General features: G+C 72.5%; 19 protein-coding genes and 1 riboswitch. Of the genes, 10 read left to right on the top strand and 9 right to left on the bottom strand.

The annotated features are described in order from the left end of the window. Positions 1-87: 87 nt before the first annotated feature. A complete protein-coding gene (gene cobN / locus ACIF80_RS15045; RefSeq protein ID WP_399804217.1) occupies positions 88-3,714 on the bottom strand; it encodes a cobaltochelatase subunit CobN in 3,627 nt (1,208 codons plus the stop codon). Positions 3,715-3,747: 33 nt separating this feature from the next. Next, positions 3,748-3,891: riboswitch (cobalamin riboswitch) on the bottom strand. A gap of 53 nt (positions 3,892-3,944) precedes the next feature. Here cobN and cobG point away from each other — a divergent pair. Genes cobG through ACIF80_RS15030 form a run of 3 tightly spaced genes read left to right on the top strand, consistent with a single transcriptional unit; the run spans position 3,945 to position 7,413 of the window. Beyond that, positions 3,945-5,252: a precorrin-3B synthase gene (gene cobG / locus ACIF80_RS15040; RefSeq protein WP_399805249.1), complete on the top strand. Its 1,308-nt coding sequence runs from the start codon at positions 3,945-3,947 to the stop codon at positions 5,250-5,252. After that, entirely contained in the window at positions 5,249-5,920 is a 672-nt protein-coding gene (locus tag ACIF80_RS15035; RefSeq protein WP_399804215.1) for a precorrin-8X methylmutase, read from the top strand. Before cobG ends, ACIF80_RS15035 begins: the two co-directional genes overlap by 4 nt. Next, positions 5,917-7,413: a precorrin-2 C(20)-methyltransferase gene (locus ACIF80_RS15030; RefSeq protein ID WP_399804213.1), complete on the top strand. Its 1,497-nt coding sequence runs from the start codon at positions 5,917-5,919 to the stop codon at positions 7,411-7,413. The genes ACIF80_RS15035 and ACIF80_RS15030 overlap by 4 nt, the downstream gene beginning before the upstream one ends. Positions 7,414-7,426: 13 nt before the next feature. On the opposite strand, the gene ACIF80_RS15025 is transcribed toward ACIF80_RS15030, so the two are convergent. Continuing rightward, on the bottom strand, positions 7,427-8,197 hold the full coding sequence (locus tag ACIF80_RS15025) for a cobalt-precorrin-6A reductase (protein WP_399804210.1): 771 nt from the start codon (positions 8,195-8,197) through the stop codon (positions 7,427-7,429). A gap of 59 nt (positions 8,198-8,256) precedes the next feature. Here ACIF80_RS15025 and ACIF80_RS15020 point away from each other — a divergent pair, with 59 nt between their 5' ends. Beyond that, complete coding sequence (locus ACIF80_RS15020) at positions 8,257-9,375, top strand: cobalt-precorrin-5B (C(1))-methyltransferase (RefSeq protein ID WP_399804208.1); 1,119 nt, start codon at positions 8,257-8,259, stop codon at positions 9,373-9,375. A gap of 72 nt (positions 9,376-9,447) precedes the next feature. Here ACIF80_RS15020 and cobM read toward each other — a convergent pair whose 3' ends face one another. Continuing rightward, positions 9,448-10,197: a precorrin-4 C(11)-methyltransferase gene (gene cobM / locus ACIF80_RS15015; protein ID WP_399804206.1), complete on the bottom strand. Its 750-nt coding sequence runs from the start codon at positions 10,195-10,197 to the stop codon at positions 9,448-9,450. Then, positions 10,194-11,486, bottom strand: a complete 1,293-nt coding sequence (gene cbiE / locus ACIF80_RS15010; protein WP_399804204.1) for a precorrin-6y C5,15-methyltransferase (decarboxylating) subunit CbiE — start codon at positions 11,484-11,486, stop codon at positions 10,194-10,196. Before cbiE ends, cobM begins: the two co-directional genes overlap by 4 nt. A 286-nt stretch (positions 11,487-11,772) precedes the next feature. On the opposite strand from cbiE, the gene ACIF80_RS15005 reads away from it, so the two are divergent. From ACIF80_RS15005 to ACIF80_RS14990, 4 genes are all read left to right on the top strand, one after another. Further along, on the top strand, positions 11,773-13,584 hold the full coding sequence (locus ACIF80_RS15005) for a methylmalonyl-CoA mutase family protein (protein WP_399804202.1): 1,812 nt from the start codon (positions 11,773-11,775) through the stop codon (positions 13,582-13,584). Continuing rightward, on the top strand, positions 13,584-15,761 hold the full coding sequence (scpA, locus tag ACIF80_RS15000) for a methylmalonyl-CoA mutase (protein WP_399804199.1): 2,178 nt from the start codon (positions 13,584-13,586) through the stop codon (positions 15,759-15,761). Before ACIF80_RS15005 ends, scpA begins: the two co-directional genes overlap by 1 nt. Before the next feature lie 12 nt (positions 15,762-15,773). Then, positions 15,774-16,790, top strand: a complete 1,017-nt coding sequence (gene meaB / locus ACIF80_RS14995; RefSeq protein ID WP_399804197.1) for a methylmalonyl Co-A mutase-associated GTPase MeaB — start codon at positions 15,774-15,776, stop codon at positions 16,788-16,790. Between the two features lie 347 nt (positions 16,791-17,137). Then, positions 17,138-18,424, top strand: a complete 1,287-nt coding sequence (locus ACIF80_RS14990) for a phosphatase PAP2 family protein (RefSeq protein ID WP_399804194.1) — start codon at positions 17,138-17,140, stop codon at positions 18,422-18,424. Between the two features lie 132 nt (positions 18,425-18,556). Here ACIF80_RS14990 and ACIF80_RS14985 read toward each other — a convergent pair whose 3' ends face one another. The 3 genes from ACIF80_RS14985 to ACIF80_RS14975 are packed head-to-tail and all read right to left on the bottom strand — an operon-like array spanning position 18,557 to position 20,959. Further along, on the bottom strand, positions 18,557-19,312 hold the full coding sequence (locus tag ACIF80_RS14985) for a phosphodiesterase (RefSeq protein ID WP_399804191.1): 756 nt from the start codon (positions 19,310-19,312) through the stop codon (positions 18,557-18,559). Positions 19,313-19,322: 10 nt separating this feature from the next. Then, on the bottom strand, positions 19,323-20,498 hold the full coding sequence (locus ACIF80_RS14980; protein ID WP_399804188.1) for a zinc-dependent alcohol dehydrogenase: 1,176 nt from the start codon (positions 20,496-20,498) through the stop codon (positions 19,323-19,325). After that, positions 20,495-20,959, bottom strand: coding sequence for a hypothetical protein (locus ACIF80_RS14975; RefSeq protein WP_399804186.1), 465 nt, complete (start codon positions 20,957-20,959; stop codon positions 20,495-20,497). Before ACIF80_RS14975 ends, ACIF80_RS14980 begins: the two co-directional genes overlap by 4 nt. Before the next feature lie 138 nt (positions 20,960-21,097). On the opposite strand from ACIF80_RS14975, the gene ACIF80_RS14970 reads away from it, so the two are divergent. Then, positions 21,098-21,631, top strand: a complete 534-nt coding sequence (locus ACIF80_RS14970) for a hypothetical protein (protein WP_399804184.1) — start codon at positions 21,098-21,100, stop codon at positions 21,629-21,631. A gap of 79 nt (positions 21,632-21,710) precedes the next feature. Here ACIF80_RS14970 and ACIF80_RS14965 read toward each other — a convergent pair whose 3' ends face one another. Together ACIF80_RS14965 and ACIF80_RS14960 are read right to left on the bottom strand one after the other, a co-directional pair. Beyond that, the gene (locus tag ACIF80_RS14965; protein ID WP_399804182.1) at positions 21,711-22,301 is read right to left on the bottom strand and encodes a hemerythrin domain-containing protein; all 591 of its coding nucleotides are present in this window, start codon (positions 22,299-22,301) and stop codon (positions 21,711-21,713) included. A gap of 8 nt (positions 22,302-22,309) precedes the next feature. After that, on the bottom strand, positions 22,310-23,509 hold the full coding sequence (locus ACIF80_RS14960) for a hypothetical protein (protein WP_399804180.1): 1,200 nt from the start codon (positions 23,507-23,509) through the stop codon (positions 22,310-22,312). Positions 23,510-23,893: 384 nt separating this feature from the next. On the opposite strand from ACIF80_RS14960, the gene ctaD reads away from it, so the two are divergent. Continuing rightward, positions 23,894-25,606 carry a cytochrome c oxidase subunit I gene (gene ctaD / locus ACIF80_RS14955; RefSeq protein WP_399804177.1) on the top strand — a complete coding sequence of 571 codons (1,713 nt, stop codon included), beginning with the start codon at positions 23,894-23,896 and terminating at the stop codon, positions 25,604-25,606. The last annotated feature ends 7 nt before the right edge of the window (positions 25,607-25,613 follow it).

Here is a 25,613-nt window from a genome sequence, read left to right as displayed (position 1 = left end):
GGAAACGCCACGTCGTCGTCCGTCCTGAGGAATACCGACTAGGCCGCAGGACATAGACCGGGCTTTGGCCGCCGGCCGGACCGCGTCTCAGTCCTCGCCCTCCAGGTCGCCCTCCGTCTCCAGGTACACCTTCCGCAGCGCGTCGAGGACCGCCGGATCGGGCTTCTCCCACATGCCGCGCGACTCGGCCTCCAGCAGCCGCTCCGCGATGCCGTGCAGGGCCCAGGGGTTGGCCTGCTGCAGGAACTCACGGTTGGCCGGGTCCAGGACATAGGTCTCGGTGAGCTTGTCGTACATCCAGTCGGCGATGACCCCCGTGGTGGCGTCGTAGCCGAACAAGTAGTCCACGGTGGCGGCGAGTTCGAAGGCGCCCTTGTAACCGTGGCGGCGCATCGCCTCGATCCACTTGGGGTTGACCACCCGGGCGCGGAAGACGCGCGAGGTCTCCTCCACCAGGGTGCGGGTGCGGACCGTCTCGGGGCGGGTGGAGTCGCCGATGTACGCCTCGGGCGCGGTGCCGCGCAGGGCGCGGACGGTGGCGACCATGCCTCCGTGGTACTGGAAGTAGTCGTCCGAGTCGGCGATGTCGTGCTCGCGGGTGTCGGTGTTCTTGGCGGCCACCGCGATCCGCTTGTACGCCGTCTCCATCTCGTCGCGGGCCGGGCGGCCGTCCAGTTCACGGCCGTAGGCGTAGCCGCCCCAGACGGTGTAGACCTCGGCGAGATCGGCGTCGGTGCGCCAGTCGCGGGAGTCGATGAGCTGGAGCAGGCCGGCGCCGTAGGTGCCGGGGCGGGAGCCGAAGATGCGGGTGGTGGCCCGGCGTTCGTCGCCGTGTTCGGCGAGATCGGCCCGGACGTGGGCGCGGACGTGGTTGGCCTCGGCGGGCTCGTCCAGCGAGGCCGCCAGGCGCACGGCGTCGTCGAGGAGGCCGATGGTGTGCGGGAAGGCGTCGCGGAAGAAGCCGGAGATGCGCAGGGTGACGTCGATGCGGGGGCGGCCCAGTTCGTCGTACGGGATGACCTCCAGGCCCGTGACGCGGCGTGAGGCGTCGTCCCAGACGGGGCGGATGCCCAGCAGGGCGAGGGCCTCGGCGACGTCGTCCCCGGCGGTGCGCATGGCGCTGGTGCCCCAGAGGGAGAGCCCGACGGAGGTGGGCCAGTCGCCGTTGTCCGTGCGGTAGCGCTCCAGGAGGCTGTCCGCGAGGGCCTGACCGGTCTCCCACGCGAGGCGGGAGGGGACGGCCTTGGGGTCGACCGAGTAGAAGTTGCGGCCGGTCGGCAGGACGTTGACCAGACCGCGCAGCGGGGAGCCGGACGGGCCCGCGGGGACGAAGCCGCCGTTCAGGGCGTGGACGGTGTGGTCGAGTTCGGCGGTGGTGGCCGACAGCCGCGGGACGACCTCGCGGGCGGCGAACTCCAGGACGGCGGCGACCTGTTCACCGTGCCCGGTGGGCACGGCGGCCGGGTCCCAGCCCGCGTCCTCCATCGCCTGGACCAGGGCGCGGGCCTTCTCCTCCGCCTCGTCGGCCGTCGTGCGGGTGGCTGCGGACTCGTCGAGACCGAGGGCCTCGCGCAGGCCGGGCAGGGCGGTGACGCCGCCCCAGATCTGGCGGGCGCGCAGGATCGCCAGGACGAGGTTGACCCGGTCGGCGCCGGCGGGCGGGGCGCCCAGGACATGGAGGCCGTCGCGGATCTGGGCGTCCTTGACCTCGCAGAGCCAGCCGTCGACGTGCAGGAGGAAGTCGTCGAAGCCGTCGTCGTCGGGGCGGTCGTCGAGGCCGAGGTCGTGGTCGAGGCGGGCGGCCTGGATGAGGGTCCAGATCTGGGCGCGGATCGCCGGGAGCTTCGCCGGGTCCATGGAGGAGATCTGGGCGTACTCGTCGAGGAGTTGTTCCAGGCGGGCGATGTCGCCGTAGGAATCGGCGCGGGCCATCGGGGGGACGAGGTGGTCGACGAGGGTGGCGTGGACCCGGCGCTTGGCCTGGGTGCCCTCGCCCGGGTCGTTGACCAGGAAGGGGTAGACGAGGGGGAGGTCACCGAGGGCGGCGTCGGGTCCGCAGGCGGCGGACAGGCCGGCGTTCTTGCCCGGCAGCCACTCCAGGTTGCCGTGCTTGCCCAGGTGGATCATGGCGTCCGCGCCGAAGCCGCCGTCCTCGGCCCGGGCGGCGATCCAGCGGTAGGCGGCGAGGTAGTGGTGGGAGGGCGGCAGGTCGGGGTCGTGGTAGATGGCGATGGGGTTCTCGCCGAAGCCGCGCGGGGGCTGGATGAGGATCAGCAGGTTGCCGCGGCGCAGGGCGGCGAGGACGATGTCGCCCTCCGGGTTGCGGCTGCGGTCGAGGAACATCTCGCCCGGTGCCGGGCCCCAGTGCTCCTCGACGGCCGCGCGCAGTTCCCCGGGGAGGGTGGCGTACCAGCGCTTGTAGTCGGCGGCCGGGATGCGCACCGGGTTGCGGGCGAGCTGTTCCTCGGTGAGCCAGTCCTGGTCGTGGCCGCCCGCCTCGATCAGCGCGCGGATCAGTTCGTCGCCGTCCCCGGAGGCCAGTCCGGGGACCTCGGTGTCGCCGAAGTCGTACCCCTCGTCCCGCAGCCGGCGCAGAAGGGCCACCGCGCTGGCGGGGGTGTCCAGGCCGACCGCGTTGCCGATGCGGGAGTGCTTGGTCGGGTAGGCGGACAGGACGAGAGCCAGGCGCTTGTCGGCGGCCGGGATGCGCCTCAGGCGGGCGTGGCGCACGGCGATGCCGGCCACGCGGGCGGCGCGCTCGGGGTCGGCGACGTAGGCCGGGAGGCCGTCGGCGTCGATCTCCTTGAAGGAGAACGGCACGGTGATCAGGCGGCCGTCGAACTCGGGCACGGCGATCTGGCTCGCGGCGTCCAGCGGGGAGACGCCCTCGTCGCTCTCCTCCCAGGCGGTGCGGGAGCCGGTCAGACACAGGGCCTGGAGGATCGGCACGTCCAGGGTGGTGAGCGCGCCCGCGTCCCAGGACTCGTCGTCACCGCCTGCGGACGCCTCGGCGGGCTTGGTGCCGCCGGCCGCGAGGACGGTCGTGACGATGACGTCCGCCGCGCGCAACTCCTCGATCAGTTCGGATTCGGGGGCGCGCAGGGAGGCCACGTACAGCGGCAGGGGCCGCCCGCCCGCGTTCTCCACGGCGTCGCACAGGGCGTGGACGAAGGCGGTGTTGCCGCTCATGTGATGGGCGCGGTAATAGAGCACGGCGACGGTCGGGCCGTCGGTGCCTTCGCGGGGTGCGCGCTCCAGCGGGCCCCAGGTGGGCGCGGGGGCGGGCGGGTCGAAGCCGTGGCCGGTGAGCAGGACCGTGTCGGACAGGAAGCGGGCGAGCTGCTCGAGGTTGGCGGGTCCGCCGTGGGCGAGGTAGGCGTGCGCCTCGGCGGCGATGCCGACGGGGACCGTGGAGGCGGCCATCAGCTGTGCGTCGGGGGCCTGTTCACCGGTGAGGACGACGACCGGACGGCCGTCGGCGAGCAGCAGGTCGAGGCCGTCCTCCCAGGCGCGCAGTCCGCCGAGGAGGCGTACGACGACCAGGCCGACGCCCTCGAGGAGCGCGGGCAGGTCGTCGAGCGGGAGCCGGGAGGGGTTGGCGAAGCGGTAGGGCACCGGGCCGTCGGCCGCCCGGGCGCTGAGCAGGTCCGTGTCGGAGGTCGACAGGAGCAGGATGCGGGGGTGCGTCGAGCGCTCCCCGGACGAATACGGCATGCGTCGGCCGGCCTTCCTCGGGGTCCGCGCCCCGGGTGGTACAAGACGGCCGGAGTTCCTGACTCGTCCGGCCTCGTGGGGGCCGGACTCACAGTGGCGGGACCGCGCCGGATTCGCACCGGGCTTCCTCCATGTCGCCGTCATGGCGATGACGGATCCGATGATCCGCCGAGAGACATAGTAAGGGTCGGGGCAAGAGGGCAGGGCTCGGAGGCGGTGTGACGGTCGGTATGCTCGCCGCCATGTCCACGGCTCCCCTCCCTCCGTCGTCCCAGGCCACAGCGGTCTCACGGGACCGTGGTGACGCCTGTCCGGGGTCGTTGCGGTTGCACACCGCCGACGACGGCGCGCTGGCCCGGGTCCGGGTGCCCGGCGGGGTGCTCACCCTGCCGCAGGCCGAGGCGCTCGCGGACGCGGCCGACCGACTGGGCGACGGGGAACTGCATCTGACCTCGCGCGGCAATGTGCAAGTGCGTGGACTGCGCGACGACTGCGGCGCCCTGCTCGCCGGGTTGCTGGACGCGGCCGGACTGCTCCCCTCACGCGGGCACGAACGGGCACGCAACATCGTCGCCTCACCGCTGTCCGGCCTCGACGGACGTGGGGTCCGGGATGTACGGCCGTGGTTGTCGGCCCTGGACGCGTCGCTGTGCGCGAGCGAGGCCGCCCCGGCGCTGTCCGGGCGGTTCCTGTTCGCGCTCGACGACGGGCGCGGCGATGTCGCCGGACTCGGCGCCGATGTGACCGTGCGTGCGGCCGGCGACGGCGGCGCCCTGCTCGCCGTCGGCTCGGCTGACGGGGCCCTGCGGGTGTCCGGGGACGAGGCACCCCGGGCCGCGCTGCTCGCCGCCGAGACGTTCCTCGAGGTGCTGCGGGAGACCGGGGCGCGGGTCTGGCGGGTCGACGAACTGAACCTCTCCCCCGGCGAGTTGACGCGTGTGGTCCGGTCCCGTCTGACCGGCGCGGGCCTCGGTTGCGTTCCGGCGCCGAACGACCGCACCACAGGGGAGGGGCCGCCTCTGGGGGTGGTCGGGGCGGCCCTGTCCGTCCATGTGCCCCTGGGCCGTCTCACGTCCCGTCAGTGGCGGACCGTGACCCGGGTGGCCGCCGAAGTCCGGTCGGACGAAGTGCGCCTGACGCCGTGGCGCGGCATCGTCGTCCCCGCCGCCGGGACGAACGCGGCGGCAGCGGCCGACGCACTGGCCCGTCTCGCCGGCACCGGTCTGGTCACCGACGCCTCCTCCCCCTGGCTGCGCGTCGGTGCCTGCATCGGCCGGCCGGGGTGCGGCAGGTCGCGTTCCGACGTGCGGGCGGACGCGGCCGGTGCCCTCGCCGACGCGGGCCGCTCCCCCCTGCCGTTGTACTGGTCCGGCTGCGAGCGGCGCTGCGGCCACCCCCGGGGCGACCGGATCGACGTGGTCGCCGCCCCGGAGGGCGGCTACCGGATCGGCACGGTCGCCCTGGGGCGGCCGGCGCGCACCGCCGCCCTGGACGATCCCTCCCACCTCGCCGCCGCCCTGGCGGCACTCACCTCATGAGCCGTACGACGACCGAGAGCAGCGAGAAGAACACCGTGACCCCCTACGACTACGAGAAGGACGGGGCGGCCATCTACCGCCAGTCCTTCGCCACCATCCGCGCGGAGGCGGACCTCTCGGCCCTGCCCGCCGACGTCAGCCAGGTCGCGGTCCGGATGATCCACGCCTGCGGAATGGTCGACCTCGTCCGCGACATCGGTCACACCCCCGGTGTGGTGGCCCGCGCACGCGAGGCCCTGCGCGGCGGGGCTCCGATCCTCTGCGACGTGCAGATGGTGGCCAGCGGCGTGACCCGCAGGCGGCTGCCCGCCGGCAACGACGTGCTGTGCACCCTCTCCGACCCGGCCGTGCCGGAGCTGGCGGCGAAGCTCGGCACCACGCGCAGCGCCGCCGCGCTGGAGCTGTGGCGCGACCGCCTGGAGGGCGCCGTGGTCGCCGTCGGCAACGCGCCCACCGCACTCTTCCGCCTCCTGGAGATGATCGAGGAGGGGGCGCCGAGGCCGGCCGCCGTCATCGGCGTGCCTGTCGGCTTCATCGGCGCGGCCGAGTCCAAGGACGCCCTGGCCGCCCACCCCTCGGGCCTGGAACACCTGGTCGTCCGAGGCCGTCGCGGAGGCAGCGCCATCGCCGCCGCCGCTCTCAACGCGATCGCGAGCGAGGAAGAATGAGCGGCAAGCTGTACGGGGTCGGGCTCGGCCCCGGCGACCCGTCCCTGATGACCGTACGGGCCGTCGAGGCCATCGCCGAGGCGGACGTGATCGCCTATCACAGTGCCCGCCACGGCCGGTCCATCGCCCGCTCCATCGCGGTGGAGCACATACGGGCCGACCACGTGGAGGAACCGCTGGTCTACCCCGTCACCACCGAGACCACCGACCACCCCGGCGGCTACCAGGGCGCCATCGACGACTTCTACGCCGAGGCGTCGGCCCGGCTCGCCGCCCACCTGGACGCGGGCCGGACGGTCGCCGTCCTCGCCGAGGGCGACCCGCTCTTCTACGGCTCCTACATGCACATGCACAAGCGGCTGGCGGACCGCTACGACACCGAGGTGATCCCCGGTGTCACGTCGGTCTCCGCCGCCGCGGCCCGCCTGGGCACCCCGCTCGCCGAGGGCGAGGAGGTGCTGACCATCCTGCCGGGCACGCTGCCCGAGGAGGAGCTGACCGCCCGGCTCGCCGCGACGGACGCGGCCGTGGTGATGAAGCTGGGGCGCACCTTCCCCAAGGTGCGCCGGGCGATGGAGCGTGCCGGGCGGCTCGAGGCGGCCCGGTACGTCGAGCGGGCCACCATGTCCGGGGAACGCCTTGCCGGACTCGCCGAAGTGGAGGCCGGGTCCGTGCCGTACTTCTCGGTGGCCGTGCTGCCGAGCCGGGCCGACGCCGGGCCTGCCGTCCGGGAGCCGGGCTCCGGCGGTGAGGTCGTCGTGGTCGGCACCGGGCCGGCCGGGCCGCTGTGGCTGACGCCCGAGTCGCGCGGCGCCCTGGCCGCCGCCGACGACCTGGTCGGCTACACCACCTACCTGGACCGTGTGCCCGTACGGGCCGGTCAGCGCCGTCACGGCTCGGACAACCGGGTCGAGGCCGAGCGCGCCGAGTTCGCGCTGCAACTCGCCCTGCAGGGACGCAGGGTGGCCGTCGTGTCCGGCGGCGACCCCGGTGTCTTCGCCATGGCCACGGCCGTGCTGGAGGCCGCCTCGGCCCAGGAGTACACGGACGTGCCGGTGCGGGTGCTGCCGGGCGTGACCGCGGCCAACGCGGCCGCCGCCCGCGCGGGCGCCCCGCTCGGTCACGACTACGCCACCGTCTCCCTGTCCGACCGTCTCAAGCCGTGGGAGGTCATCGCCGGGCGGCTGCGGGCCGCCGCCGGTGCCGATCTGGTGCTGGCCCTGTACAACCCCGGGTCGCGCAGCCGGACCTGGCAGGTCGGCAAGGCCCGTGACCTCCTGCTGGAGCACCGGGCGCCGGACACGCCCGTCGTCGTGGCGCGGGACGTGGGCGGCGCCGGCGAGCGGGTGCGGATCGTCCGGCTGGCGGACCTGGACCCGGCCGAGGTCGACATGCGCACGGTCCTGCTGGTCGGTTCCTCGCAGACCCGGGTCGTGCGGCGGGGGGACGGCGAGGAGGTCGTCTGGACGCCCCGCCGCTATCCGGAGGCGTGAGGGCCGCGGCGGTTCAGCCGGCGTCCCGGCGCGCGCACCGCGCGTATGCCTCCCGGACCCGCTGGACCGCCTGCCGGGGCTCGGCCACGACGGTCACTCCCCCGGGTGCCGGCGGTCTGCGCACCACGACCACGGGCACTCCCGCCTCGCGGGCGGCCGTCAGCTTCGGTGCGGTGGCCGCTCCCCCGCTGTCCTTGGTGACCACGACGTCGATCCGGTGCCGGCGCAGCAGCTCGCGTTCCCCGTCGAGGGTGAACGGGCCGCGGTCGAGCAGCACCTCCATGCGGGGCGGGTGCGGCGCCCCGGGCGCGTCCACGGACCGTACGAGGAACCACGGGTCGTCCAGGTGCGCGAAGGCGGCCAGGCCCATCCGGCCGGTGGTGAGGAAGACCCGCCGGCCGAGCCCGGGCAGCAGTTCTGCGGCCTCGGTCAGGGAGCCGGCCTCGTGCCAGGCGTCCCCCTCGACCGGCAGCCAGCCGGGACGTCGCAGCGCGAGCAGGGGAACATGGGTGGTGGCGGCGGCCCGTGCCGCGTTGAAGCTGATCGTGCCGGCGAAAGGGTGGGTGGCGTCGATGAGCAGGTCCACCTCGTGCCCGCGCAGCCATGCGGCGAGCCCGTCGGCCCCTCCGAAGCCGCCGACGCGCACCTCGCCGGGCGGTGTCCGGGGTGCGGCCACCCGTCCCGCCAGGGAGTTCGTCACGCGCAGACACGGCAGGGGTTCGGCCGCCAGCAGCTCCGCGAGGCGGCGGGCCTCGGTGGTGCCGCCGAGGATCAGCACGTGCACGGCAGTTCCGTTCCCTTCATTCGGTTCCCTTCCCCCGAGCGAGACATGAGCAGCGACGCATGAGCAGCGAGGCCGAGGGCGGTCGCAGCGCCCAACTCAAGCACACCGGTCTGCGGCCCGGCTGGACCACCGGTGCCTGCGCGACCGCGGCCACGACCGCCGCGTACACCGCGTTGCTCACCGGCGGCTTTCCCGACCCGGTGACGATCACGCTGCCGAAGGGGCGGACGCCGTCGTTCGCGCTGGCCGTCGAGGAGCTGACGGACTCGTACGCCATGGCGGGGATCGTCAAGGACGCCGGCGACGACCCGGACGTCACGCACGGGGCGCTGGTCCGGGCGACGGTACGGCGGCTTCCCGCCGGGGCCGGGGTCGTGTTCCGGGCGGGGCCCGGGGTGGGCACGGTCACCCGGCCCGGCCTGCCGCTGCCCGTCGGCGAGCCGGCCGTCAACCCGGTCCCCCGGCAGATGATGCGCGACCACGTCGCCCGCGTCGCCGGGCGGTACGGCGGCAGCGGCGACGTCGAGATCACCCTCTCCGTCGACAACGGCGAGGAGATCGCCCGTTCCACCTGGAACCCGCGGCTCGGCATCCTCGGCGGGCTGTCCATCCTCGGCACCACCGGCGTCGTGGTCCCCTACTCGTGTTCGGCGTGGATCGACTCGATCCGCCGGGGGGTGGACGTGGCGCGGGCGGCGGGGCGCACGCACCTCGCCGGATGCACCGGCTCCACCTCGGAGAGGACCGTCGTCGCCGAGTACGGCCTGCCCGAGGTCGCCCTGCTGGACATGGGCGACTTCGCGGGTGCCGTGCTGAAGTACGTGCGGCGCCACCCGGTGGACCGTCTCACCGTCTGCGGAGGCTTCGCCAAACTCTCCAAGCTCGCCGCCGGCCACCTCGACCTGCATTCCGCCCGCTCCCAGGTCGACAAGGGGTTCCTCGCCCGGCTGGCCCGGCGCGGGGGCGCGGACGAGGCTATTGCCGCCGCGGTGGCGGACGCCAACACCGGCCTCGCCGCACTCCAGCTCTGCCAGGCGGCCGGGGTGCCGCTGGGCGACCTGGTCGCGGTGGCGGCCCGGGACGAGGCGCTGGCCGTGCTGCGCGGGGCGCCGGTCGCGGTCGACGTGATCTGCATCGACCGGGCGGGGACGGTGGTGGGCCGCAGCTCCGTGGCCTGAGGGAGAAGGGGTCCGGCCCGCCGGCCGGGCCGGCGGCCGGGAGGGCCCGGCCTGCCTGTCGGGACGTCCTGCTCAGCAGGTGTGCCTCTCCCGCTCGGGCGAGTACAGGTGACTGTCGCGGAACTGCTCCGCTCCCAGCGTCCGGCCGACCATGATCACCGCCGTCCGCAGCACTCCCGCGTCCTTGACCTTCCCGGCGATGTCGTCGAGCGTGCCGCGGATGATCAGCTCCTCGGGGCGGGAGGCGTACGCGACGACGGCGGCGGGGCAGTCGGCGCCGTAGTGCGGCAGCAGTTCGTCGACCACGCGGTCCGCGTACTTCGCCGCCAGGTGCAGCACGATCAGCGCGCCGCTGCGGCCGAGGGTGGCCAGGTCCTCGCCGTCCGGCATGGCGGTCGCCCGGTTGACGACCCTGGTGAGGATGACGGTCTGCCCGACCGTCGGCACGGTCAGCTCCCGCTTCAGTGAGGCCGCCGCCGCGGCGAAGGCGGGCACGCCCGGGACGACCTCGTAGGGCACCCCTGCCGCGTCCAGCCGCCGCATCTGCTCGGCGACCGCGCTGAACACGGACGGGTCCCCGGAGTGCAGCCGGGCCACGTCCTGGCCCTCCCGGTGCGCCCGGAGCAGCTCGGCCGTGATCTCGTCCAGATTGAGCTGCGCGGTGTCCACCAGCCGCGCGTCGGGCGGGCATTCGGCCAGCAGCTCGCGCGGCACCAGGCTGCCCGCGTACAGACAGACCCCGCAGGCGGCGAGCGTCCGGGCGCCGCGCACGGTGATCAGGTCGGCGGCGCCGGGTCCGGCACCGATGAAGTACACGGTCATGTGTCTGCTCCTGCTGTTCCCGGTACGGCTTCTGACGAGTCGGATGTCTTGTGCACCGCCCACTGGGTCACCGGCATCGCCTGCCGCCATCCGGTGAAGCCGCCCACGGGCACGGCGTGCGCCACCGCCAGCCGCACCAGCTCGCCTCCGTGCCGCCGCCGGGCGTCGGCCAGCAGCGCCTCGGACTCCAGCGTGACGGTGTTGGCCACCAGCCGTCCGCCCGCGGGGAGCGCCTCCCAGCACGCGTCCAGCAGTCCGGGCGCGGTGAGTCCGCCGCCGACGAAGACGGCGTCCGGCCGCGGGAGTCCGGCGAGGGCCGCGGGGGCCACGCCGGCCACCACCCGCAGCCCCGGCACACCGAGCCGTTCCGCGTTGCGGATGATCCGCTCGGCGCGGACGGGGTCGCGTTCGACGGTGACCGCCCGGCAGGCGGGGTGCGTGCGCATCCACTCGACGGCGATCGAGCCGGAGCCGCCGCCGACGTCCCACAGCAGTTCGCCGGGGGCGGGGGCCAGGGCGCCGAGGGTGGCGGCGCGGACATGACGCTTGGTGAGCTGCCCGTCGTGCTCGTACGCCTCGTCCGGGAGCCCGGGTACGGCGCCGAGGCGCAGGGCTCCGGGGACGCGGCGGCATTCGACGGCGACGATGTTGAGGGGATCGGGGCCGTCCCCCGGGTGCGGCGGCGGCCAGTCGTCGGCGGAGGTCTCCCCCGTCGTCCGCTCCCTGCCGCCGCCGAGCTGTTCCAGCACCCGCATCCGGCTCGGCCCGAAGCCGCGGTCCCGCAGCAGGGCGGCGACCTCGCCGGGGGTGGCGGCGTCCGCGCTGAGCACGAGCAGGCGCCGGCGGTCGTGCAGGGCGGCGGCCAGGCGTGCGGCGGGCCGTCCCACGAGCGTGACGACCTCGGTGTCCTCCAGGGGCCAGCCGAGGCGGGCGCAGGCGTAGGAGACGGACGAGGGGTGCGGCAGGACGTGCACGGAGCCTGCGCCGAGTACTTCGGTGAGGGTGCGTCCGATGCCGTGGAACAGGGGGTCCCCGCTGGCCAGGACGGCGATCCGGCGTCCTGCGTGGGCCGCGAGCAGGCCGGGGACCGCGGGCCGCAGCGGTGAGGGCCAGGGCACCCGGTCCCCGCCGCATTCCGGTGGCAGGAGCTCCAGTTGGCGGGGGCCGCCGATCACCACGTCCGCTTCGAGCAGAGCCTGCCGCGAGGTGCCGGGGATTCCCTCCCAGCCGTCGGCGCCGATACCGACGACGGTCACTGCGGCGGTCGGTGCGGGTCGGGCGGCGGTCACTGCTCGGTACCTCGGGGGTCGGGAGGGCATCGGAGACGCACTCTACGGGGCGACGGCCCGCGCGGAGTCACTTGGGTGCACATCGCCGAAGACCCTGCCGCACCCTGTCCGCACCCACGCGGCCACGCGAAGGAGCGCAGGACGGGCGGGCGCCATCAGTACCGTCTTCACCACCGGGCGGGGCCCGCCGGGCACGCGGTACGCGGCGGGCGTCACACACCCGGGGAGAACAAGATCACAACCGTACCCGCTGCGCTCATCTGCCGACCTGACCTAGCATCCGAGCATGACGGTCCTGCCTGACGACGGACTCTCCCTGGCGGCCGAGTTCCCTGACGCGACACATGAACAATGGCAGCGCCTGGTGACCGGCGTACTGCGCAGGTCGGGCAGGGACGTGCCGGACGCCGAGGCGGAGCATGCCCTGTCCACCGCGCTGGAGGACGGGCTGCGCGCCCGTCCCCTGTACACCGCGCGCGACCTCGCGCCCGACCCCGGTCTTCCGGGGTTTCCCCCCTTCGTGCGCGGCGGCCGTGCCGAGGGGAACACGGCCGGCGGCTGGGACGTGCGCCAGCGGCACACGGTGGCCGGCCGAGGTCCGGTACTGGCCGATCTGGAGAACGGCGTCACCTCCCTGTGGCTGGTCGTCGGCGAGTCCGCCGGCATCCCGGTCGCCGCACTCGGCAGCGCCCTGGAGGGCGTCCACCTCGACCTGGCGCCCGTCGTCCTGGACGCGGGCGCCGAGACGGGGCCGGCCGCGGCGGAACTGCTGCGGCTCTACGCGGAGCAGGGTGTCGCCGGCGAGGCGGCGCGCGGCAACCTGGGCGCCGACCCGCTGGGCCACGAGGCCCGCACCGGCCGGTCGTACGACACCGCGCCCGTGGCCGGGCTGGCCCGGTCGTGCGCGGCGCGCCACCCGGGACTGCGGGCGCTGACCGTGGACGCGCTGCCCTACCACGAGGCCGGGGGCTCGGCGGCGCAGGAGCTGGGCTGTTCCCTGGCGACCGGCGTCGCCTACCTGCGCGACCTGACCGCCGCCGGGCTGGACACGGTCCAGGCCCTGGGGCAGCTGGAGTTCCGGTACGCGGCGACCGCGGACCAGTTCCTGACCGTCGCCAAGCTGCGTGCCGCGCGCCGGCTGTGGGCCCGGGTGGCCGACGCCTGCGGGGCGCCCCGGGCCGGTGCGCAGCTTCAGCACGCGGTGACGTCGCCGGTGATGATGACGCGCCGCGACCCGTGGGTGAACATGCTGCGCACCACGGTCGCCACCCTGGCCGCGGGGGTCGGCGGCGCCGACGCGGTGACCGTGCTGCCGTTCGACGAGGCGCTGGGCCTTCCGGACGCCTTCGCCCGCCGTATCGCCCGCAACACCTCCACCATCCTCATCGAGGAGTCGCACCTGACCCGGGTGATCGACCCCGCGGGCGGATCCTGGTACGTGGAGCGGCTGACCGACGAACTCGCCCACGCCGCTTGGGAGTTCTTCCAGGAGATCGAGCGGGCGGGCGGACAGGCGGCCGGTCTGCGCTCCGGCATGGTTGGCGAGCGGCTGGCACGAACCTGGTCCGTGCGCAGCGCGAAGCTGGCGAAGCGACGGGAGCCGGTCACCGGGGTCAGCGAGTTCCCGCACCTGGCCGAGAAGCCGGTGGTGCGCGAGCAGGCACCCGAGCCGCCGTCCGGAGGGCTCCCCCGGGTGCGGCGGGACGAGGCGTTCGAGGCGCTGCGCGCCCGTTCCGACGCCCATCTGGCCGCGACCGGTGCCCGTCCCCGTGTCCATCTGGCCGCGCTCGGCCCGGCGTCGGCCCACACCGGCCGGCTCGCCTTCGCCGCCAATCTCTTCCAGGCCGGCGGTATCGAGCCCGTCACCGAGGGCACGTTCGAGGAGAGCGGGGCGCGGGAGGTGTGCCTGTGCTCCAGTGACGCCGTGTACGAGGAGCAGGCCGGGGCCACCGCTTCGGCCCTGCGCGAGGCGGGCGCCGGGCACGTGTTCCTCGCGGGCCGTCCGGGGCCGTACCCGGGGGTCGACACCTATGTCTTCGCCGGCTGCGACGCCGTCGCCGTGCTCTCCGCCGCGCTCGACCGTATGGGAGTGTCCTGATGTCCATCCCCGACTTCTCGGCGATCGAGCTGGGGGCGCCGTCCGCCGCCGCGGGCCCGGACGAGTGGCGTACGGCGTTCAAGAAGGCCGCCGGCGGGGACGACCTGCTGTGGGAGACCCCCGAGGGCATCGCGGTCGGGCCGCTCTACACGGGGCAGGACCTGGAGGGCGTGGACTTCCTGGGCACCTTCCCGGGCATCGCCCCGTACCTGCGCGGTCCGTACCCCACGATGTACGTCAATCAGCCGTGGACGATCCGTCAGTACGCGGGGTTCTCCACGGCCGAGGAGTCGAACGCCTTCTACCGCCGCAACCTGGCGGCCGGGCAGAAGGGCCTGTCGGTCGCCTTCGACCTGCCCACCCACCGCGGCTACGACAGCGACCATCCGCGCGTCACCGGTGACGTCGGGATGGCGGGCGTGGCGATCGACTCGATCTACGACATGCGCCAGCTCTTCGACGGCATCCCGCTGGACCGTATGACGGTGTCGATGACGATGAACGGCGCCGTGCTGCCCGTGCTCGCGCTGTACATCGTCGCGGCGGAGGAACAGGGCGTGCCGCCGGAGAAACTGGCGGGGACCATCCAGAACGACATCCTCAAGGAGTTCATGGTCCGCAACACCTACATCTATCCGCCGAAGCCGTCGATGCGGATCATCTCCGACATCTTCGCGTTCACCTCGCAGCGGATGCCGCGCTACAACTCCATCTCCATCTCGGGCTACCACATCCAGGAGGCCGGTGCGACGGCGGACCTGGAGCTGGCGTACACCCTGGCCGACGGGGTGGAGTACATCCGGGCCGGGCGGGAGGCGGGCCTGGACGTGGACGCCTTCGCGCCCCGGCTGTCGTTCTTCTGGGCAATCGGCATGAACTTCTTCATGGAGATCGCCAAGTTGCGCGCGGCGCGCCTGCTGTGGGCCAAGCTGGTCGGGCAGTTCGACCCGAAGAACGCCAAGTCGCTCTCGCTGCGCACCCATTCGCAGACGTCCGGCTGGTCGCTGACGGCTCAGGACGTGTTCAACAACGTCACGCGCACGTGCGTGGAGGCGATGGCGGCCACTCAGGGCCACACCCAGTCGCTGCACACCAACGCCCTCGACGAGGCGCTGGCGCTGCCCACCGACTTCTCGGCGCGCATCGCCCGCAACACCCAGCTGCTGATCCAGCAGGAGTCCGGCACGACGCGGGTGATCGACCCGTGGGGCGGCAGTGCGTACGTGGAGAAGCTGACGTACGACCTCGCCCGCCGGGCCTGGCAGCACATCCAGGAGGTGGAGCAGGCGGGCGGCATGGCGCAGGCCATCGACGCGGGCATTCCCAAGCTGCGCGTGGAGGAGGCCGCGGCCCGCACCCAGGCGCGGATCGACTCCGGACGCCAGCCGGTGATCGGCGTCAACAAGTACCGGGTGGAGACCGACGAGCAGATCGACGTGCTCAAGGTCGACAACTCCTCGGTGCGCACGCAGCAGATCGCCAAGCTGCGGCGGCTGCGCGAGGAGCGGGACGAGACCGCCTGCCGGGACGCTCTCGACGCCCTCACCCGGGCCGCCGGCGGCGAGGGCAACCTGCTGGAACTGGCGGTGCGGGCGGCTCGTGCGAAGGCCACCGTCGGGGAGATCTCGGACGCCCTGGAGAAGGTGTACGGACGGCACGCGGGCCAGATCCGTACGATCTCCGGTGTGTACCGCAACGAAGCAGGCGAGTCGCCGCACGTGGACCGCACCCGGGAGGTGGTCGACGCCTTCGCCGAGGCCGAGGGCCGCCGGCCGCGCATCCTGGTCGCCAAGATGGGCCAGGACGGCCACGACCGCGGCCAGAAGGTGATCGCCACCGCGTTCGCCGACCTCGGCTTCGACGTGGACGTCGGCCCGCTGTTCCAGACCCCGGCCGAGGTGGCCCGCCAGGCCGTCGAGGCGGACGTGCACATCGTCGGGGTGTCCTCGCTGGCCGCCGGGCACCTCACCCTCGTCCCGGCGCTGCGCGAGGCGCTGACCGAGGAGGGACGCGAGGACATCATGGTCGTCGTCGGTGGGGTGATCCCGCCGCAGGACGTGCCGACGCTGCTGGAGATGGGTGCGGCGGCGGTGTTCCCGCCCGGCACGGTGATCCCCGACGCCGCCCGCGACCTGGTGACACGGCTGGCGGCCGGCCTCGGACACGGCGACCTGTGAGCCGGTGACGTCATGGCCATCGACCTCGACACGTACGTCAAGGGCGTGCTGGACGGGAAGCGGGCGGTGGTCGCCCGTGCGATCACCCTCGTCGAGTCCACCCGGCCGCAACACCGGGAACTGGCGCAGCGATTGCTGACCGAACTGCTGCCGCACAGCGGGCGGGCGCGGCGGATCGGGGTCAGCGGGGTGCCGGGCGTGGGCAAGTCGACGTTCATCGACGCCTTCGGCACGATGCTGACCGGACTGGGGCACCGGGTGGCCGTGCTCGCCGTGGATCCGTCGTCCAGCCGGACCGGCGGCTCCATCCTGGGCGACAAGACACGCATGGAGCGCCTGGCCGTCGATCCCGCGGCGTTCGTCCGGCCCTCCCCCACGGCCGGCACGCTCGGTGGGGTCGCGAAGGCGACCCGCGAGTCGATCGTGGTGATGGAGGCCGCCGGCTACGACGTGGTGCTGGTGGAGACGGTCGGTGTGGGCCAGTCCGAGACGGCCGTCGCCAACATGGTCGACTCCTTCCTGCTGCTCGCGCTCGCCCGCACCGGCGACCAGTTGCAGGGCATCAAGAAGGGTGTGCTGGAGCTGGCCGACGTGCTCGCCGTCAACAAGGCCGACGGCCCGCACGAGCGCGACGCCCGCGCCGCGGCCCGTGAACTGGCGGGCGCGCTGCGGCTGATGCACGGCAGGGACGCCTTCTGGAGTCCGCCGGTGCTCAGTTGCAGCGCACGCGAGTCGACGGGTCTCGACACCGTCTGGGATCGCCTGGAACAGCACCGGACCCTGCTGGACTCCACCGGACGCCTCGCCGCCAAGCGCCGCGGCCAGCAGGTCGACTGGGCCTGGACCATGGTCCGCGACGAACTGCTGGGCCGCCTGCATGCCGACCCGGCCGTCCGGTCCCTCGCCCCTCATCTGGAACAGCAGGTGAGGGACGGCGAGTTGACGGCCACGCTGGCTGCCGGACGGATCCTGGACGCCTTCACGGGCAGCGGCGGCGCTCCCTCCCCGTCCGGTTCCCCCGGCGACTGACCGCGCCGCGGGCCGGGTCCCGGAAGGTGGCCGGTACGGTCTGAGCCGCCGGACGTGGAGAGGTTCACGGCCGTCCCGGGCGCCGGACCGCCGAGCGCGGGACCACCCGGCCTCGGCGTCCCTCGTGACCGGTGAAACCCACCCCCCATACCGTTAGCATGTTCGAACTCGCGACGATCTCCCCGATCGCCCGTTCTTCACCGGTACATCCCGCCAAGCGGCTCAACAAATAACCTATTTGTCCAATATCTAGTAAATGGGCCAAACAATTGAAAACTACTCCACCACGAATACCGTCGCGGACGGACCGCAGCTCCGTCTTCGCCGCGTGGCTTCGGCCACGAGCGATGCTGTGGGCCTCGGCGGGTGTGGCGGCCCTCGGTTTCCTCGTCGCGCTGGAGCTCTCCGCGCGCCACTACGGCCTACCGGGGCCGATCACCCATCAGGCACGAGAGGTGATATTCGCCCCCCATTCGGGTCCGCTGCTGTACGCCGGTCTGGCGTTGACGATGGTGGTGCTCACCTGGCGGCAACGGCTCGTCGCGCTCGGTGCCGCGATCGGCATCGACGTCCTCTTCTGGCTGGTGCGGTGGGCGCTCGACGCCGAAATGAACTTCGGCAACGGTGCGTTGTGGGTGGTCCTGGGCTGTGCGGTCGTCGCCGTCACGCGCCGTGCCGGCCGGGAACGGGCGCTGCTGCTGAAGGGCGCCGGGCTGGGTCTGCTGCTGGTGGCCGGTCACAAGACCGGCGACACCTGGCTGCTCATCACGTCGAAGACCCGCCCCGAAGTGCTCGACCAGTACGTGGTCACCGCCGATCGCGCGCTGGGTGACCCGTCGTGGCTGGTCGGCCAGGTCGTCAACGCCACCGCACCGGTCAGTGTCCATGTTCTGCACCTGGTCTACGGTCAGCTCCCGCTGGCAGCGGCGCTCGTCGGGCTGTACCAGCTGCGTCACGTGGCGGTCGAGCGCCGCTTCCCGGCCCACCATCTGGTACGCACCTTCCTGGTCATCGGCCTGCTCGGACCGGCCGTCTACATGCTCTTCCCGGTCGTCGGTCCGGTGTACGCCTACGGCGCCGACGGCGGCCAGTGGGCGGCGGCCGACCTGTGGCCGGACACGCTGCCGCCGATCAGCGCTCCGCACCCGATGCCGTTCGACGGGATCACCCCGCGCAACTGCATGCCCAGCCTGCACACGGCGTGGGCCGTCACGCTCTTCATCCATTCCCGCAAGGGTTCGCGGGCGATGCGATACGCGGGCACGTTCTGGCTGGTCGGCACCCTCGGCGCGACGCTGGGCTTCGGCTACCACTACGGCGTGGACATCATCGCCGGTGTGGTGTTCGCGCTCACGATCGAGGCGGCGATGCGCTCGCTCGCACAGGGCTGGGACCGGTCGGGCATCCAGCTGGTCGTCCACGGCACGGCGGTTTTCACCGTGCTCCTGGTGTCGTACCGCTATCTGCCGATGGAGATGGCCGGACATCCGTGGGTGTTCGGCCCCCTCCTCGTCCTGGCGACGGCCTCGGTGGTCCACCACTACGTGCGGACCATCAGGCGGTGGGAGGCGAAGGCCACACCGGCGCGGCAACCGGAGCCGCACCCCGCAGAACCGCAGCCCGAGCCGGTCTGAGCCCTGGCGCATCAGGTTGTGGGCCGAGCGCTTCACGGGCGGGCCGGCACACGTTCAGTGTGCCGGCCCGCCCCTCCAGCGGTGCTGTGCCGCCGGAGTGCCGTCGTTCTGCCTGCTCTCCGCCCCGCCTGTTCACTCCTGGTGCGGCTGTCCCGCCTCAACCGTCGGGGGCCGCGCCGGCCGCCCGCCGCGCTCGCCGGCGGTCCGGCCCCGGCGGGAGCCGGCGTAGGCGGCGATGCGCAGGCCGCGCAGGCGCCCGGTGGGACGCAGGCCGGGCAGGGCGTGGGCGTAGGGGTCGTAGGACACCGTGCTGGTGGTGGGCGTGGCGTGTACCGCCTCCAGGGCCAGTGAGGCGAAGGTACGCCAGGGTTCGCCGGCGGCTGCCGCGCGCAGGTCGAAGCGGACGGGCCTGCGGGCGAGCTCCTGCCACAGGGTCGGCAGGGTGTCTTCCGGCGGGCCGCTCGGGTCGGGGACGGGGAAGGCCGCCAGCACGCGTTCGCGTTCGCCCACCCGGTAGGACAGCAGGGTGGAGTACGGTCCGGTCAGGGCGGCGGGCCGCGGAAGAGGCAGATGGCGGCCGAGCCGGCCGGAGCCACTGGACGTGAACAGCAGGTCGAGCGCGTTGCCCGGGCCGTCGGCGTCCCTGACCCGGACGGCCAGGCCCAGGCCGTCCGGCAGCCGTCGGGGCAGGCCGAGCGCGCGGGACCAGCGCACGGTCACCCCGTACGAGCCGGGCCGGTCCAGCCACGGCACGTTCCACCCCACGCCTTTGCGGCCGGGCACGTCCAGAGTGCCCGAGCACAGCACTCCGTGCGGGTGCAGGGCCGGTGCCGCACGCCACCGCGCCAGCCGGTCGGCGACCCGGTGAGCGGCCCCGTCGGGAGTCACGAGGGGCATCTCAGTGCTCGGGGCGGATGACGGCGCGCACACAGCCGTCGGTCTTGTGCTTGAACAGGTCGTACGCCGTCGGGGCCCGGTCGAGCGGGAGGGTGTGGGTCGCCAGGTGGGACGTCTCGATCTCGCCCGCGGCCACCCGCTCCAGCAGCATCGGGATGTAGCGCTGCCCGTGCATCTGCGCGCCCCGTACGGTGAGCCCCTTGTTGATCACAGCGCCGAGCGGGAACTTGTCGACGGCGCCCGCGAAGACGCCCAGGATGAAGACGGTGCCGGCCTTGCGGCAGGCGTGGATGGCCTGGCGTACGGCGGTGGGCCGGTCCGTCTGCAGCCGGAGCTGTTGCTTGGCCTGGTCGTACAGGTGCATCGGGCCGTCGCTGTGGGCTTCCATGCCGACGGCCTCGATGCACACGTCGGGACCGCGTCCGCCGGTGCGTTCGCGCAGCTCGGCGGCGACGTCCGTGGTGGTGTAGTCGAGGGTCTCCGCGCCGACGTACTGCTCGGTCATGGCCAGCCGTTCGGGGAGGCGGTCGATACAGATGACCCGCTCGGCGCCCTTGAGGATCGCGGCCCTGGCGGCCATCTGCCCCACCGCGCCACAGCCCCAGACCGCGACCACGTCACCGGGTTCGACTCCGGCGAGGTCGGCGCCCATCCATCCGGTGGGCACGGAGTCGGAGACGAACAGGGCGCTGATGTCGTCGATGCCTTCGGGGACGGGGAAGGCCCCGTAGTCGGCGAAGGGGACGCGGACGTATTCGGCGTGGCTGCCCCGCAGGCCGCCCATGGCGTGCGAGTAGCCGAAGATGCCGGCGGTCTCGTAGCCGAACAGGGCCTGGCCGATACCGGGGTTGGTGTTGGTGTTGTCGCACAGGGACCACAGGTCGTTGGCGCAGTACCAGCAGCGCCCGCAGCCGACGAACGAGCAGACGACGACCCGGTCGCCCACCTTGTGCCGGCGTACTCCGGGGCCGGTCTCCACCACCTCGCCGACGAACTCGTGCCCGATCACGTCACCGGCGCGCATGGCCGGAATGTAGCCGCCGATGAGGTGCAGGTCGGAGCCGCAGGTGGTGCCCGCGATCAGCCGCACGATGACGTCCTGGTCGTTGCGCAGTTCCGGATCCGGAACCTGCTCGACGGACAGTTTGTTCACGCCTTCCCAGCACAGCGCCTTCACAGCACTCCCTCCCCACCGGAGCGACGGGTGAACAGCTCGATCAGCTTGCCTCCGGGCGTGGGCCGGGTCGTCGGCGGTGCGTCGGGGCGCAGCACCTCACCGGCCTCCAGGACGGCCTTGGCCTCGCGCAACGCGCGCCGGAGTTCCTGTCGCGGATCCTGTCCGGCCAGACGCGCGGGCAGGGAGGCCGACGATGGGGGTGTCGGCTCCTTGAACCGGGCAGCCAGTTCCGTGCCGCGGTCACCCGGTGCCGGGCCGATCCGCACGTCGATCCGCTCCGCGAACCGCAGGAGCGGATCGGGCAGTTTCCCGTCCGGCCGCACGTCCGTCATCGGGCGGTTGACCGTCACCGTGAGCCATCGGTCGCCCGCCCGGCCATCGCTCCGACGTGCCGTTTTGGCCTTCCGCGCGGCCGCGGCACCGGCAGCGACGACCGGGACCATCCACAACGCCTTCTTCATGAGCTGCCCTCCACTCGCATGTGGCCGTCGCCGTCCCGCGGCGGGTTTCCGCGGCCGACGGGACTAAACGGCGACGGCCGAAGGCGCCGGAGGACACCTGGCGAGGTGAGGGCGGGCAGGTGGGGTACTCGGGGCGGCATGATGAAGAGCGCACTGTGGCAGGGGCTGGTCGCCGGCACGGCCGGGGTGTTGGTGATGACTCTGGGCGAGAAGGCCGAGCAACGGCTCACCGGCCGTCCCGACTCCCATGTGCCCGCACGCACCCTGGAACGTCTGACCGGCATGCCGGAGCGCCCGGGCTCTCAGCCCGTGCTGGTGAACCTGGCCATGCACGTGGGGCAGGGCGCGGTCCTCGGCGTTCTGCGGTCGGTGATGTCGCACGTCGGACTGCGCGGCCCCTGGTCGTCGGCGAAGTTCGGCGTCGTCCGGATCACCAGCGACCAGATCCTGGAGAACGCCACCGGCGTCGGCGCCCCGCCCCCGACCTGGCCCCGCCGCGAACTGGTGGTCGACCTGCTCCACAAGACGGTGTACGCCTTCGCCACCGGGGCCGTCGCCGACGCCCTGGCCGCCCGCTCGGGCCCTGGCCCGGGGCAGCGTCACGCCGCGGTGCGCCCCGGCCGCCACGCGGACGTGGGGCCCCTGCCCCGCGGCCGGGCCTGGGGGCGATGAACGCCGCACGAGGGCGTCAGCGGGTCAGGAAGTCGGCCGGCGCCGATGGGACGCCGGCCGACCGGGGCCCACCGTGGACTCAGTCCTTCCCCATGGCTTTGCGCACGGTGTCCTTGGTGCGGTCCATGAGTGCGGCGATGGGACCGAGCGCCACGTTCGCCGCGCCGGACTCCACTTCGGGGTGGGGCCGGGTGGGGGCCATGGCCTCGGCGGCCTTGATGGCTTTGGCCATCGCGGCGAGGTTGGTGGCGTCGGTACTGCGGCGGATGTGGGTGAACTCGTAGCGCTCCTCGGCCCGGGCGTGCTCCTGGACGTCCTTGCGCAGTTTCAGCAGGTGGGGCATGAACTTCGGGTCGTCGGTGTCCATGTCGTCGAGCGCGGCCAGGGTCTCCTTGGCCGCTTTCTCCTCGGCGAGCCGGTCCTTCACGACCTGTTCGCCGCCCGGCAACGCGCGTCGGGCGAAGGGGTGGACGACCTCCTCCTCGGCGGTCTCGTGCACGGCCAGCAGGCGTACCAGGCGGCGGAAGGCGTCGCGGCGTTCTTCACCCTTGGCGGCCTCGACCTCGTCGAAGAGGTTGCGGATGTCGCCGTGCTGGCGCATCAGCAGGGAGACGACGTCGTCGTCCTTGGCCTGGTCGTCCCCGGCGTGCGGGGTGTGCAGCTCGGACATGGCGCCCCTCACTTCTCGCGCATGGCGGGGTCGGGGTGGTCCCCCTCGGTCTGGACGCGGTACTCGCGGCCGAACATCGTGTCGTGCTCGGTCATGACCCGGTCGCTCGGCGGTGCCTCGCCGCCGTGGATCTGCTCCTGCATCTGCTCGAACCTCTCGTGCGCCTCGCGCACGTAGCCGGCCCCCAGCGTGGTCAGGTCCATCTGTGTTTCCAGCAGTTCGCGCAGGTAGCCCTTGTTCGGCTCGAAGGTGAGCACGTTGGGCAGTTCGGGGGCCAGCACCGAGGCGGGGTCGCGGCCGTCGTGCCGGCGCATGAGGTCGCAGGCGGCGTGCAGGTGCTCCAGCTCCATGTTCAGGTGCAGCTCCCAGATGGCCTTGACCCTGGGGTCGCTCTCCTGCTCCATGAAGGAGTAGTACAGGTAGCACTCGTTGTACTCGTGGTTGACCAGCTGCTCCCACCACGTCTCGCCCGGGTCGACGAGGGACTCGTAGTGCGTGACGTGCTCCTCCTCGATCAGCCCGATCTCCTGGTACAGCTGACGGGCGATCGGCTCCATGTAGGTGGGGCCGGTGTTCATGTAGAAGTTCATGGTCTGCTGCTCCGCCGACATGATCGTCAACGCGTGCAGTTTCGACAGCGGGTTCGTCCGGTCCTTGGCGTACGGGTCACGGACGTTGTCGACCGGGTCGCGGTGGTGGAACCTGGTGGGCCGGCCGGGCATGACCTCGGTCAGGTTGTCGACGATCGACTCCGCCTTGCGGTGCTCGATCATCTCGTACAGGTTCGCGTACCGGTACAGGTGGTCGAAGTCCTCCAGCACACCGAACTGGTACGCCTGCTTCAGGTACGGGTCCGGCTCCATCCGCGCCACCCACGCCGTCAGGTCCACCGCGACCTGCTCGTAGGCGATGGTGGTCTCCAGCACCGACGACACACCCGGGAGCAGCCAGTTCACCGCCTTCTGCTGCTGCGCCTCGATGTAGCGGACCCGCGCGAGCTGGCGCTTCACCTCGGGGTCGACGGTGTGACGTGCCATCTGGTGGCTGAACAGGATCGCCTCCACCTCGATGCCGTTCATCGTGATGACGCGACAGCGGGTGTACGGGTCACAGTGATCCGGGTCGATCGGTTCCACGTTCAGCTCACGCCAGCTGCGCAGCTGGCGGTCCAGCGGGATGCCCCGCTGCTCCAGGGGGTTGAAGGTCATGGGGGGTGCCTCCTGAAACGAGAAGGGACTCGCGCGCCACCGGGGTACCCCGCTTCGGACGACGAGCACAGACCTGCTCCTCAGTCTGTTCACCACGGGTGCTTTTCAGCCACCGCTCACGCCTGGGGACCGCACGGTTCCCTCCGATGGGTCACCAGAACAGGCGGATGCCGTGCTCGTCGGGAAAGCGCGTCGGCGCCTCGCCGGACGGCGTGCCCGTTGCGGCCGCCGGGAACCGGCGCCGACAGTCGTGCCGGCGTATGTGGTTCCGAAGGAGGACTACTTTCCGCGGAGCTGGATACGTACAGCCCCGACACAGGACCGGCGGGTGGGACCACCGCACCCCTGTGGCCGTCCATGCGCTGCTCCCGAGTGAGGAATGCAATGGCAACCCATACCGAGCCGGTGGCTCCGGTCCCCACGGCCGAGCGCCGCGGACGGGGCCACGTCCTGGTCACCTGGCTGACGACTACGGACCACAAGAAGATCGGCCACCTGTATCTCATCACGTCCTTCGGGTTCTTCCTGATCGGCGGGGTCCTGGCGATGGTGGTGCGGGCGGAGTTGGCGCGGCCTGGCCTGCAGATCGTTTCCCCGGAGCAGTACAACCAGGCGTTCACGATGCACGGCACGATCATGCTGCTGCTGTTCGCCACCCCGACCTTCGCGGGATTCGCCAACGCGATCATGCCGTTGCAGCTAGGTGCCCCGGACGTGGCCTTCCCCCGGCTGAACATGCTGTCGTACTGGCTGTTCGCCCTGGGCGGCCTGATCGTGCTGAGCAGTTTCCTCACTCCGGAGGGGGCCGCCGACTTCGGCTGGACCGCCTACCCGCCGCTCAGCGGCGCCGAGCACACCCCCCAACTCGGCGGCGACCTGTGGATCATGGGACTGGCGCTGTCCGGGTTCGGCACCATCCTCGGCGCCGTCAACTTCATCACCACGATCATCTGCATGCGCGCCCCCGGCATGACGATGTTCCGGATGCCGATCTTCACCTGGAACGTGCTGCTCACCTCAGTGCTGGTGCTGCTCGCCTTCCCCGTCCTCGCCGCCGCTCTGCTCGCGCTGGAGGCGGACCGGCAGTTCGGCGCGCACATCTTCGACCCGGGGAACGGCGGGGCGATCCTGTGGCAGCACCTGTTCTGGTTCTTCGGCCATCCCGAGGTCTACATCCTCGCCCTGCCGTTCTTCGGAGTGATCACCGAGATCATCCCGGTCTTCTCCCGCAAGCCGGTCTTCGGCTACCTGAGCCTGGTCGGCGCGACCATCGCCATCACCGGGCTGTCCGTGACGGTGTGGGCGCACCACATGTTCGCCACCGGTGCGGTGCTGCTGCCGTTCTTCTCCTTCATGAGCTTCCTGATCGCCGTCCCGACGGGCGTGAAGTTCTTCAACTGGATCGGCACCATGTGGAAGGGCTCCCTGTCGTTCGAGCCGCCGATGCTGTGGGCGGCCGGGTTCCTCGTCACGTTCCTGTTCGGCGGCCTGACCGGTGTCCTGCTCGCCTCGCCGCCGCTGGACTTCCACGTCCACGACAGCTACTTCGTCGTCGCCCACTTCCACTACGTGCTGTTCGGCACGATCGTGTTCGCGATGTTCGGCGGCTTCAGCTTCTGGTGGCCGAAGATGACCGGGAAGATGCTCGATCACCGGCTGGAGAAGATCCACTTCTGGACGCTGCTGGTCGGCTTCCACACCACCTTCCTGGTCCAGCACTGGCTCGGCGCCGAGGGCATGCCCCGCCGCTACGCCGACTACCTCGCCGTCGACGGCTTCACCGCCCTGAACACCGCGTCCTCCATCGGTGCCTTCCTCCTGGGCCTGTCCACCCTGCCGTTCCTGTACAACGTGTGGAAGACCGCCAAGTACGGTGAGCGGATCGAGGTCGACGACCCCTGGGGCTACGGACGGTCACTGGAGTGGGCGACCTCCTGCCCGCCGCCCCGCCACAACTTCGTCGCGCTGCCGCGCATCCGCTCCGAATCCCCCGCCTTCGACATCCACCACCCCGCGATCACCGGCCTGGACCAGGCGGAGGTCACCGGGCAGCGCGACGTCCTGGACCCCGGCGGCCACAAGGGGGACCGGTCATGACGTGGAG

Source organism: Streptomyces sp. NPDC085927 (assembly GCF_044540975.1).
Taxonomy (GTDB): Bacteria; Actinomycetota; Actinomycetes; order Streptomycetales; family Streptomycetaceae; genus Streptomyces; species Streptomyces hirsutus.
The sequence above is the reverse complement of the archived record's forward strand: the minus strand, read 5'-3'. Positions and strand labels throughout refer to the sequence as shown.

Bases quoted from the DNA above. Each gene is read 5' to 3' on its own strand.
- ACIF80_RS14960 (WP_399804180.1), bottom strand. From the start codon at position 23,509: ATGACCTTCAACCCCCTGGAGCAGCGGGGCATCCCGCTGGACCGCCAG.
- ctaD (WP_399804177.1), top strand. From the start codon at position 23,894: ATGGCAACCCATACCGAGCCGGTGGCTCCGGTCCCCACGGCCGAGCGC.
- scpA (WP_399804199.1), top strand. From the start codon at position 13,584: ATGTCCATCCCCGACTTCTCGGCGATCGAGCTGGGGGCGCCGTCCGCC.
- ACIF80_RS14970 (WP_399804184.1), top strand. From the start codon at position 21,098: ATGATGAAGAGCGCACTGTGGCAGGGGCTGGTCGCCGGCACGGCCGGG.
- meaB (WP_399804197.1), top strand. From the start codon at position 15,774: ATGGCCATCGACCTCGACACGTACGTCAAGGGCGTGCTGGACGGGAAG.
- cobN (WP_399804217.1), bottom strand. From the start codon at position 3,714: ATGCCGTATTCGTCCGGGGAGCGCTCGACGCACCCCCGCATCCTGCTC.
- ACIF80_RS14990 (WP_399804194.1), top strand. From the start codon at position 17,138: ATGCTGTGGGCCTCGGCGGGTGTGGCGGCCCTCGGTTTCCTCGTCGCG.
- ACIF80_RS15005 (WP_399804202.1), top strand. From the start codon at position 11,773: ATGACGGTCCTGCCTGACGACGGACTCTCCCTGGCGGCCGAGTTCCCT.
- ACIF80_RS15035 (WP_399804215.1), top strand. From the start codon at position 5,249: ATGAGCCGTACGACGACCGAGAGCAGCGAGAAGAACACCGTGACCCCC.
- ACIF80_RS14965 (WP_399804182.1), bottom strand. From the start codon at position 22,301: ATGTCCGAGCTGCACACCCCGCACGCCGGGGACGACCAGGCCAAGGAC.
- cobM (WP_399804206.1), bottom strand. From the start codon at position 10,197: ATGACCGTGTACTTCATCGGTGCCGGACCCGGCGCCGCCGACCTGATC.
- ACIF80_RS15020 (WP_399804208.1), top strand. From the start codon at position 8,257: ATGAGCAGCGAGGCCGAGGGCGGTCGCAGCGCCCAACTCAAGCACACC.
- ACIF80_RS15030 (WP_399804213.1), top strand. From the start codon at position 5,917: ATGAGCGGCAAGCTGTACGGGGTCGGGCTCGGCCCCGGCGACCCGTCC.
- ACIF80_RS14975 (WP_399804186.1), bottom strand. From the start codon at position 20,959: ATGAAGAAGGCGTTGTGGATGGTCCCGGTCGTCGCTGCCGGTGCCGCG.
- cobG (WP_399805249.1), top strand. From the start codon at position 3,945: ATGCTCGCCGCCATGTCCACGGCTCCCCTCCCTCCGTCGTCCCAGGCC.